The sequence below is a fragment of the Aeromonas sp. s6 genome (assembly GCF_040907815.1).
Classification (GTDB): domain Bacteria; phylum Pseudomonadota; class Gammaproteobacteria; order Enterobacterales; family Aeromonadaceae; genus Aeromonas; species Aeromonas caviae.
Genome location: NZ_JBFOCN010000002.1, coordinates 1 through 10,406, shown reverse-complemented (window position 1 = coordinate 10,406; position 10,406 = coordinate 1). Strand labels below are relative to the sequence as shown.

Below are 10,406 nucleotides of genomic sequence, written 5' to 3'. Positions count from 1 at the left end.
CCGAATTCCATGGTCCGAAACGTTCTGGAAGGTCTCGCCAAGGAGCTCCGGTGTGGAGTATCCAGAGAATGCCATCGAGCACTTGGCGCGGTTCATGGGTAGGGCGCCCGATCAGGCTTCGAGAAGGAAACTGGGGCTCGATAAGCCCCCATTGTGCATCAGTCAGCTGATAACGGTGGGACACGGAATGGATCTTAAGCTGTTGAGAAGATGTGAGATTATATCTTCATCACTTTAAGAACACAGCCTAGGCTGTTGCTGGCCAGGAAGTAGCCACTCGGCACCGGGTCAACCCGTCTACCAATCTCACCATAAGGATAGAGAGATGAGTCACGTGCAACAGTTGTTCAACGGGGGCGAGAGCGCCGGTACTTTCCAGCTCAACTTCAACAACAACCGTGTCTACGAGCTGTTTGGCCGGGAGTACCTCAAGTGCTATGCCAACCTCAGCGCCAAGGGGAAGATGAGCAAGCCCCTGCCCACCGGGCCGCTGAGCTACACCGTCGACTTCGCCATGGATTGCGGCTGCAGTTCGGTGCTGTTTGACTTCAACCTCGCCTACAAGAAGACCTTCGGCAACCAGTTGCAGGCCCCCCTGTGGCGCGAGTCGGACTACGAGGCCGTAGCTGGTGCTCTGCCAGCTGGTGCGCGAGGCACCGGCCAACCGCCTGAGCAACCATGATCAGTTCGCCGAGGCCGAGGCCTTCTTCAACGACGTCAATCTGCCCGACACCGTCCGGGCGGTGGGCAGTGATCCCTATGCCGACAAGGACGGCCTGGTGGAGTTCATCGTGGCCAACGAGCTGCTGGACGATCCCGCAGTCATGGCCAAGCTGGCGGAACAGAAGGCCTACCTCATCGCCATCACCTCCGTGGTCACCGCCTACATCAACCGTTACGCCGAAGCCTATGGCGAGCAGTACAAGACGGACGCGGATCTCTGGGCCAGGGCCCTCTCCAAGATCCCCCTGATGGGGCCGAGCAAGATCGATCAGCAGAGCTACAGCCGCCACATCAAGGGGCTCAGCATCGCCACCGACTTCATCAACTTCATCATGGACGTGGTGGTGAGCCAGGGCACCACGGCGCTGGCCAGCTTCAACAAGTTCCTGCAAAAGCAGGGGGATGCCATCCGCTTCGGGGTGGAGAACAACAAGGACTTCACAAGACCATCACGGTGGGGGTCACAGTGGAAGTGTTCAAGGTGGGCAACGAGCTGGTCTATGTGCCGAAGATCAAGCAGTACCGCGTCAACTTCGACCGCCAGAACAGCAAGTTCACCTCCGCCTGTGCCAGCGCCGAGTTCGTCGACATCTACTTCAACTACCTCTATGCCGCCAACGTGTTCGACTACGAGGCCCTCAAGGACCCCGAGATCAAGCGCGACTTCGACAACTTCATCCAGAAGCAGCGCAAGGCACAAATTGAAGAAGCGGATACCTTCTTCAACGATGACTTCCCGCCCCTGGAACCCAAGCTGGTCAGCCGCAGCAAGGTCACGGTGTAACCCTGCCTGTCAAAAAAAACAGCCGGCAGATGCCGGCTGTTTTTTTAGGTGGGCCTCAGGCCCGTTTCTCTTCAAGCCAGGCCCCCTGGCTCTGCATCTCGAACAGCTGGGCATAATGCCCCCCCAGCGCCATCAGCTCGCCGTGGGTGCCGCGCTCGCTCACCCACCCGCGGGAGAGCAGCAGGATTTCATCGGCATCCACAATGGTGGAGAGACGGTGGGCGATGGCGATGGTGGTGCGGCCACGGCGTGCCGCCGAGAGCGCCTGGGAGAGGGCGAGCTCGGTCTGGGAGTCCACGCTCGCGGTCGCCTCGTCCAGGATGAGGATGCGCGGATCCCCCACCAGGGCGCGAGCAAAGGAGAGCAGCTGGCGCTGGCCAGCGGAGAGGTTCTTGCCCCCCTCCTCCATCAGGGTGGCCAGGCCATCGGGCAGGCGGCGCACGAAATCGGCCAGCTGCACCTCCTCCAGGGCCTGCCAGAGCCGCCCATCCTCGATGCCGTCACGCCCAAGGCGCAGGTTCTCGGCCAGGGTGCCGACGAAGATGAAAGGATCCTGCTGCACCAGGCCGATGCTGCGGCGCACCGCCGAGAGAGCCAGGCCGTTCATGGGGTGATCATCGAAGTGGATGCTCCCCCGATCCAGGGGGTAGAAACCCATCAGCAGGCTGATGATGGTGGACTTGCCGCTGCCGGTGTGGCCCACCAGCGCCAGCATCTGGCCCGGCCGGGTGGCAAAGCTCACATCTTGCAGCACCTGCTGCTCCCCGTCGTAGGAGAAGCCCACCCCGTCGAAGCGTACCCGTCCCTCCAGGGGGCGCACCTCCCCGTCGGTGCTCTCGCGGGTTTCATCGAGCAGGGCGAATACCCGCTCCCCCGCCACCATGGCCTGCTGCAACTGGTTGAGCTGGTTGGTCATCTCGATGAGGGGCTCGATCATCCGCCCCAGATAGCTGATGAAGGCGTAAAGCACCCCCACCTGAATGGCCCCCGCCGTGCTCAGCCCCTCGTGGGCAAACAGGGCCAGCAGACCGATGAGCACCATCATGTAGAAGAGATCGATGAGGGGGCGCAGCAGGATGCCGTTGATCTTGAGGCTCTTGATCCGCGCCTGCCAGTGCTGCTGGTTCACCCCCGCAAAAGCAATGGCGAAGTGGCGCTCCTGCACCATGGCCTGGATCACCGGCATCCCCTGCAACGACTCGTTGAGACGGCTGTTGATGTCGGAGAGCAAGGATCGGGTCGCCCGCACCACGGGCACGCTCAGTTTCTGGTAGAGCCACATCACGGCCCCCACCGCCGGCAGCAGGGTGGCGCACACCAGCATCAGGTGAAAGTCCAGCAGCGCCATGGAGAGCAGGATGCCGCACAGGAGCACCACTTTTTGCACCAGGAGCCCTATCACCTGGACATAGAGGTTCATGATCGCCTCGGTGTCGTTGGTGATGCGGGAGATGAGGGAGCCCGAGCGGTGCTTGTCGAAATAGCGGGCAGGCAGGCGGATGGCGGTGGCGAACACCTGCTCGCGCAGACGCTGCACCACCGCCTGGGCGATGCGGTTGAAGCGCAGGGATTGCAGGTAGAAGCCGGCCGCCGACAACACCTGCAACCCCAGATAACCGGCGGCAAGGGCGGCGATGATGCCCCACTCCAGCCGGCGCGGCGCCAGGTAGTCATCGATGAAGAGCTTGATGAGCAAGGGACCCGCCACCTCGGCGCCGGTGGCGAGCAGCAGGCAGATGCCCGCCTGCACCAGCCAGCGGGGGTAGCTGGCGCAGTAGGCGAGCAGCCGTTTGATGGTTGGATTCACAGACTTGCCTCCAGCGCAACGTTCCACGGGAATTGACTCTCTTTGCTCCCCTCTCCGCTCGCGGGAGCCGGGCGGGGGGTGAAGGAAACCAGGGGCCTTGTCATCCTGTTCACAGGCTCTCCTCCACGTCCTGCTCCAGGCGCTGGTAGCGGACCATGTCCGCGTACCAGCCGTTCCTGGCCATCAGGGTCTCGTGACGGCCCCGCTCGCTGATCGCGCCCTGTTCCAGCACCAGGATCTCGTCCGCCTGCTCCACCGCCGTCATGCGGTGGCTCACCAGCACCAGGGTGCGCTTGTGGACCTTGAGGGCCAGCAGGATCTGCTGCTCGGTGTGGGCATCCACCGCCGAGAGGGCGTCATCCAGCACCAGGATAGGGGCATCCAGCAGCAGGGCGCGGGCGATGGCCAGACGCTGCTTCTGACCGCCGGAGAGGGTCACCCCCTTCTCTCCCACCTCGGTTTCATACCCTTTGGGGAAGCGACTGATGTCGTCGTGAACGCAGGCGATGCGCGCCACCCGCTCAATCTCCTCCCGGCTCGCCTCGGGGCGGCCCAGGGCGATGTTGGCCGCGATGGTGGTGGAGAACAGAAACGGCTCCTGGGGCACATAGGCAAACTGGCTGCGCAGCTCACCCAGCGACAGTTGCGAGATGGGCACCTCCCCCATGCGGATCTCCCCGGCCGTGGGGTTGGCCAGGCGCATCAGCAGCTTGAGCAGGGAGCTCTTGCCTGCCCCGGTGCGTCCCACTATCCCCAGCATGGCGCCAGCCTGCAGGGTGACATCCACCCCCTGCAACAGGGTGCGCTGCTCCAGCCGGTAGCCCAGCCCCAGCACCCGCAGGGGAAAGGCCGAGGCCAGCGCCATGGGATGGGCCGGCTCCTCGATGTCGCTGTGCTCCCCCAGCAGGCTTTCGATGCGCGAGTAGGCGGCGCTGCCCCGCTCGATGATGTTGAACAGCCAGGCGATGGCGAACATGGGCCAGATGAGCTGGCCGAGGTACATGGTGAAGCTGGTGAGCTCCCCCAGAGTCAGCTTGTCTTGCAGCACCAGGGCGCTGCCCCCTGCGACAGCCAGAAAATAGGAGCAGCCGATGCACAGGTAAATCACGGGGTCGAACTTGGCGTCGATGCGGGCCACCGCCATGTTGCGCTCCCCCGCCTGACGGGTCAGCTCGGCAAAGCCCTCGTCCTCTAGGGATTCGACCGCGTAGGATTTGAGCACCCGCACCCCGGAGAGGGCCTCCTGGGTCTTGTTGTTGAGGCGGGAGAAGGCCCCCTGAGCCGCCTTGAACTCCTTGTAGATCTGGGTCCCGAAGCGGTTCATGAAGAAGGCCATCACCGGCAGGGGCAGCAGGGAGAGCAGGGTCAGCTGCCAGGAGTACTGGCTGCACATGATGGAGAGCACCAGGATGCCGACGATGAAGGAGTCCACCAGGGTCAGTACCCCTTCCCCTGCGGTCATCTCCACCGCCTGGATGTCGTTGGTGGCGTGGGCCATCAGATCACCGGTGCGGTGGCGCTGGTAGAAATCCGGGCTCATGCGGGTGAAGTGGCTGAACAGCCGGTTGCGCAGCACGTAGGCGAGCCGGTAGGAGGCACCGAACAGCATGACCCGCCACACGTAGCGCAGCAGGTAGATAAGCAGTCCCAGGCCAAAAAGCCCCGCCAGATAGCCGGTCAGGGTGCCGCTGTCCAGGTCACCCTTGGCGATGCCATCCACCACCCAGCCCACCACCTTGGGGGGGATCACGGTAAACAGGGCCACCAGCATCAGCAGGGAGATGGCCACCAGATAACGCCGCCACTGATCCTTGAAAAACCAGCCAAGCCGCAAAAATACGCTCACAGAGAAGTCCTTGGTCGCGGCGCGCTGCCGCGTGATCATGAAGAGAAGCTCAATACAATCGCCCCCTGGCGGGGGCGAACGAGTGGGTCATCATAGCCTGAAGCGGGTGACTTGAGAACGATTGCTATCTTGCCCTCCCTCAGAGCCGCTTGTCGGGGGGCGAAAACGGGAAAGCGACCGACTCCTGCTGCTCCCCGGTGAGCAGGAAGTGGGAGACCTCCTCCCGGGTCTGGGTAAAGACCTGCTGCAACTGGTTGAGCTCCCCCTCGCTCAGCTCCTCCTGCAGCCGCAGCCGCCACTCCAGTTCCCCGGCCAGCAGTTGCAGGCGGGAAGCGGAGATGTTGGCCGAGACCCCCTTCAGGGTATGCAGCAAGCGGCACGCCACTTCGGGCTGCTGGCGACGCAGGGCGGTGCGGATGTCCCACAGATCGTCCTTGTGCTCGGAGAGGAACAGCTTGAAGAGGATCTGCAGCGCCTCCCTGTCATGCTCCAGCCGGCGCAGGGCATCCTCCAGATCCAGCACGCCCATGAGGGCCGGCGGCTTGACCTCGATGGGCACCTTGGGCTCCCCGCCGCTGCTCTTCACCCATTGCAGCAGGTTGTTGTAGAGATCGAGCTTGCTCACCGGCTTGGTGACATAGCCGTTCATGCCGACGCCAAGGCAGCGCTCCCTGTCCCCCGGCATGGCGCTGGCGGTGAGGGCGATGATGGGCACATCATGCTTGTCCACCATCTTGCGGATCTGGCGGGTGGCATCCAGCCCGTCCAGCACCGGCATCTGCAGATCCATCAGGATGACGTCGAACGGCTGCTCCGCCACCTGCTCCACCGCCTCGCGGCCGTTGTCCACCACGGTGACCTTGGCCTCCACCCGGCGCAGGTACTCCAGAATGAGCTGCTGGTTGACCCGGTTGTCCTCGGCCAGCAGCACCCGGGTACCACGCAGCAGCTCCCGGAACTGCTGCTGATCCCCCTGTGCCTCCGCCTGGCGGACCTTGCTGTCATGGGAGCTGCCGTTGAGCAGTTCGTCCACCTTGGCCAGCAAGGCGTTTTCGGTCATGGGCTTGGCCAGGAAGTGGGTCAGTCCCATGCTTTCCATCCGCCCGTGCAGCCCCTCCCTGGACCAGGCGCTGGTCATCAGGACAGGCAGGCGCCGCCACTGGCTGTGCTGGTACATCTCGAGGGCCAAGTCCAGGCCATCCTCCTGACCCATGCGCCAGTCGAGGATGGCGAGGCGGATGTGATGCCCCTCTTCACGCAGCACCTGACGGGCGCGGGAGAGGCTGTTGACCGTGATGACGGACGCCCCCGCCCGCCCCAGGATGTCCTTGGCCAGTTCCAGCACCAGCTCATTGTCATCCATCATCAGGATCAGGGGCTGGTGATCGAAGAAGACCCGGCGCCCCGAGACCCCGTACACCGCTTGGGAGATGGGGATCTCGAACAGGAAGGTGGAGCCCACCCCGGGTTTGCTCTGCACGGTGATCTCCCCGCCCATCAGCCCCACCAGGCGCTGGGAGATGTTGAGGCCAAGCCCGGAGCCGCCATATTTGCGGGTATTGCCCGCCTCCAGCTGGGTAAAGGGCTGGAACAGCTGGGCCTGCTTCTCCGGGGCGATGCCGATGCCGGTATCCCGCACGCTGAAACAGACCCGCATGGGATGCTGGCTGGTGAGGGTGATGGCCACCTCCACCTCGCCCCGCTCGGTGAACTTGATGGCATTGTTCACCAGGTTGACCAGTACCTGACCGAGGCGCAGCGGATCCCCGCGCAGAAAGTCGGGCACGGCGGGAGACTTGTTGATGATGACCTCGATGTGCTTGCGCTCCGCCAGATCCGCGAACATGGCGGCGAGGGAGTCGAGCTGCTCGCTGAGATCGAAGTCGATCTCCTCCAAGGTCAACTTGCCGGACTCCACCTTGGTGAGATCCAGAATGTCGTTGATGAGCAGCAGCAAGGTGTCCGACGAGGATCTGATCTTGTTGAGATAGTCCCGCTGCTGGGGATCCAGACTGGTTTGCAGTGCCAGGGCGCTGAAGCCGATGATGGCATTCATGGGGGTGCGGATCTCGTGGCTCATGTTGGCCAGGAAGTCGCTCTTGGCCTGGGCCAGCAGCGCGGCATGGCGAGAGAGCTCGCTCAGCTTCTGGTTGCGACGCCACAGGGTCGCGGCCACCAGCGAGAAGCAGAGCAGCGCCCCCCCCAGCACCATCAGGTAGAAGCGGCTCTTGAGGGAGGAGGCCCGCTCCAGCTTGCTCTGCTTCCAGGCGGGCAGTGAGCTCAGCCCCTTCATCTCCACCACCTGATTGCGCAGGCGATGGTACTCCATCACCTGCTGATTGAACTCCTGGCCCAGCCGGACGAGGGCCGTGACCCTCGGCTGCTCGCCATAGCGGTCAAGCAGGTGCTGCTGGAGTTGCAACAGTTGCCGCTGCTCGTTCTGATCCCAGCTGCGTCGGAGGTAGTGGTGCAGGCACATGAGTTCGGTAAGGTCGCGGTACTGCGCCTCACCGACCGGCAGGGTGCCTTGCAACGCCTTGAGCTGGCCCTGGAAGCGGGGAGCCAGATACTCGATGGTCATCTCCATGGTGTAAAGCCTGGCGAGATCCAGCAGATAACCGTCGATGTCCCGCTGCAACGCCTGGGAGCCGGGGTCGTCCACCGACTCCGGATCCTCGTGCACCAGCCTGACGAACCTGTCCAGGTGACTGGAAAGCAGGCTCAGACGTTGCTGTACGCTGCCATCGCTGGCCTTCTCGCGCCCCAGCAGATAGACGGTATCGGTATTGACCCGATTGAGCACCATCTCAGCCGCCACGCTCAAATCGAAGGCACGCTGCTGCTGGCTGAGCAACTGCCAGCAATAGGCAGAAAAGCCCACCAGCGATACGATGATAAGGCCAAAGACAACACGATTGCCCCGTGCAACACTCTTCATCCCGTCTCGATTCTCATGTCATGGTCGGCCATCCGGTGACATCAGGTCACGGCCGGAGGCCAACTGTGAAAAACCACTGAGTGCTATGTTACCGTTAGTCGGCGCTCTGATTGCAATAAAGATGTTGCCGGGCCATGAAATAAGGAAGCAATTATGTCACTTGTCACCACCTATTGTAGCCAATGCTTTACCCGCAACCGCCTGCCTGTCGAAAAAGCAGACTCAAACGCGAAGTGTGGCCGCTGCCGTCACGCCCTCTTCGAACAAACCCCGGTGGCGGGGCGTCAGGCCAGCTTCGATGCCCTGATCCAGTCCGACATCCCGGTGGTGGTGGACTTTTGGGCAAGCTGGTGTGGCCCCTGCCTGCAGTTTGCCCCCGTCTTTCAGGAGGTCGCCCGGGAGCTTGAGCCCCGCCTTCGCTTCGTGAAACTCGATACCGAGCAGGAGGCCGCCATCGCAGGTCGCTATGGCATTCGCAGCATTCCTACCCTGATGGTCTTCCAGCGGGGGGAGATCCTGGCACAGCGCAGCGGCTCCCTGCCCAAGAGCCTGTTCAAGGAGTGGCTGCTCTCCTTCACCTCCCCTGTCAAATGAAAATAAAATGTTTCATTTCTGTTTGATTGAAGATCCATCTTCACTTGACTCTGTGAGTCGCCACATGATTTGACCATATCCCCCTGTTTCAAACAGGGGGATATATGTAACCTCGGCATCACAACAACAACCATAAATTAACCGAGAGAACGTTATGCACACATCGGCTGTACCTCCGACTCCCCCCTCACGCTGGCTGGACATCAAGTCCGGGATCGTCATCCTGGATCTGCTCCTGCTCTGCGCCATGCTGGCATGGCTCCCGTTTGACCCCATGGTCAACAAGGGGCTGGCCATCCTAATCTTCATCGCCATCCTCTGGCTGACCGAGGCGGTGAACATCACCATCACTGCCATCTCCATCCCGGTGCTCGCCACCCTGCTCGGGGTGTTCGACATGAGCAAGTCGCTGACCGACTTTGCCAACCCCGTCCTGTTCCTCTTCTTTGGCGGCTTTGCCCTCGCTGCAGCCCTCTCCAAGCAGGGACTCGACACCCAGATCGCCGGCAAGGTGATGCAGCTCGCCAAGGGACACCTGGGCTGGGCTTCCATCGTGCTCTTCACCATCACGGCCGCCCTCTCCATGTGGATCAGCAACACCGCAACCGCGGCCATGATGATGCCGCTGGCCCTCGGCATGCTGAAAGGGCTGGACGTTCACAAGGAGCGCCGCACCCTTGTCTTCGTGCTGCTTGGCGTCGCCTATAGCGCCAGCATCGGTGGCATCGGCACACTGGTGGGCAGCCCCCCCAATGCCATCGCCGCCGCCCAGATGGGCTTGGGCTTCACCGACTGGCTGGAGTTCGGCATCCCCGTGGTGATCATCTTCATGCCGGTAGGCATCGGCCTGCTCTACTGGGTGACCCGTCCCAATCTCTCCCACCAGGTCAGCACCGAGCAGGTCACCATCGAGTGGACAGGTCAGCGCAAAGTGACCCTGGTCATCTTCCTGACCACGGTGCTGCTGTGGATTGGATCCCAGCCTCTTGCCAAGGCGCTGGGCGGCATTCCCCAGTTCGATACCCTGATCGCCATGGGCGCCATCCTGGCCATCGCCGTCAGCCGCGTCGCCAGCTGGGATGACATCAACCAGAACACCGACTGGGGCGTGCTGCTGCTGTTCGGGGGTGGTCTCACCTTGAGCGCCATCCTCAAGCAGACCGGGGCCAACGCCTTCCTGGCGGAGCACCTCTCCAGCGGCCTCTCCTCCATGCCCATCTTCGTGATCCTGCTCTGCCTGGCCGCCTTCGTGGTGTTCCTGACCGAGCTGGTCTCCAACACCGCCACTGCCGCGCTGCTGGTGCCGCTGTTCGCCGGGGTGGCCGAGGCACTGGGGGTCTCCCCCATCGTGGTCTCCGTGCTGATCGCCGTCGGCGCCTCCTGTGCCTTCATGCTGCCGGTGGCAACGCCTCCCAACGCCATCGTCTTCGCCAGCGGCCATATCCAGCAGCGGGAGATGATGCGGGCCGGCCTGGTACTGAACCTGGTGTTCACCGTCATCCTGACCATGCTGGCCTATTTCATGGGGGATATCCTCCACTGAGGTTCGCCCCCTAATGCCCCTCCAAGCCCCGCATCGCCGCAATGCTGTTCACTTAAGAGAATTTGAGTTCCAGTCTACGTAGTATCAGGACAAAAAATCGAGGGAGGCATGATGCCTCCCTCTTTCTATTGCAAGCCCCGCTGGATAAAGGCTGGAGGAAGATCGACTGGA

Annotated in this window: 7 protein-coding genes and 1 pseudogene; 4 read left to right on the top strand and 4 right to left on the bottom strand. The window is 62.6% G+C overall.

What is annotated here, in order from left to right; all coding sequences use genetic code 11:
* Nucleotides 1–184, bottom strand: a 184-nt coding sequence (locus AB5Y50_RS00045; protein ID WP_368162368.1) for a transposase, incomplete at its 3' end; no start/stop codon positions are given.
* 141 nt (nt 185–325) lie between these two features.
* Here AB5Y50_RS00045 and AB5Y50_RS00040 point away from each other — a divergent pair.
* Together AB5Y50_RS00040 and AB5Y50_RS00035 are read left to right on the top strand one after the other, a co-directional pair.
* On the top strand, nt 326–682 hold the full coding sequence (locus tag AB5Y50_RS00040; protein WP_223917421.1) for a hypothetical protein: 357 nt from the start codon (nt 326–328) through the stop codon (nt 680–682).
* Nucleotides 630–1,507, top strand: a pseudogene (locus AB5Y50_RS00035) (hypothetical protein). Before AB5Y50_RS00040 ends, AB5Y50_RS00035 begins: the two are co-directional and overlap by 53 nt.
* A gap of 55 nt (nt 1,508–1,562) precedes the next feature.
* Here the strand turns inward: AB5Y50_RS00035 and AB5Y50_RS00030 are convergent.
* From AB5Y50_RS00030 to AB5Y50_RS00020, 3 genes are all read right to left on the bottom strand, one after another.
* The gene (locus AB5Y50_RS00030) at nt 1,563–3,314 is read right to left on the bottom strand and encodes an ABC transporter transmembrane domain-containing protein (protein ID WP_049636011.1); all 1,752 of its coding nucleotides are present in this window, start codon (nt 3,312–3,314) and stop codon (nt 1,563–1,565) included.
* Nucleotides 3,315–3,423: 109 nt separating this feature from the next.
* Nucleotides 3,424–5,160, bottom strand: coding sequence for an ABC transporter transmembrane domain-containing protein (locus AB5Y50_RS00025; RefSeq protein WP_029314593.1), 1,737 nt, complete (start codon nt 5,158–5,160; stop codon nt 3,424–3,426).
* 139 nt (nt 5,161–5,299) lie between these two features.
* Nucleotides 5,300–8,098, bottom strand: a complete 2,799-nt coding sequence (locus AB5Y50_RS00020) for a response regulator (RefSeq protein WP_223932031.1) — start codon at nt 8,096–8,098, stop codon at nt 5,300–5,302.
* Between the two features lie 153 nt (nt 8,099–8,251).
* On the opposite strand from AB5Y50_RS00020, the gene trxC reads away from it, so the two are divergent.
* Both trxC and AB5Y50_RS00010 read left to right on the top strand, forming a co-directional pair.
* Nucleotides 8,252–8,692: a thioredoxin TrxC gene (gene trxC / locus AB5Y50_RS00015; protein ID WP_010674892.1), complete on the top strand. Its 441-nt coding sequence runs from the start codon at nt 8,252–8,254 to the stop codon at nt 8,690–8,692.
* A gap of 154 nt (nt 8,693–8,846) precedes the next feature.
* Nucleotides 8,847–10,235 (top strand): DASS family sodium-coupled anion symporter, encoded by a 1,389-nt coding sequence (locus tag AB5Y50_RS00010; protein WP_049636009.1) that lies wholly within the window; start codon nt 8,847–8,849, stop codon nt 10,233–10,235.
* Nucleotides 10,236–10,406 lie beyond the last annotated feature (171 nt).

Excerpts from the sequence above, each read along its gene's own strand:
- AB5Y50_RS00040 (WP_223917421.1), top strand. The coding sequence starts at position 326 with ATGAGTCACGTGCAACAGTTGTTCAACGGGGGCGAGAGCGCCGGTACT.
- AB5Y50_RS00020 (WP_223932031.1), bottom strand. The coding sequence starts at position 8,098 with ATGAAGAGTGTTGCACGGGGCAATCGTGTTGTCTTTGGCCTTATCATC.
- trxC (WP_010674892.1), top strand. The coding sequence starts at position 8,252 with ATGTCACTTGTCACCACCTATTGTAGCCAATGCTTTACCCGCAACCGC.
- AB5Y50_RS00010 (WP_049636009.1), top strand. The coding sequence starts at position 8,847 with ATGCACACATCGGCTGTACCTCCGACTCCCCCCTCACGCTGGCTGGAC.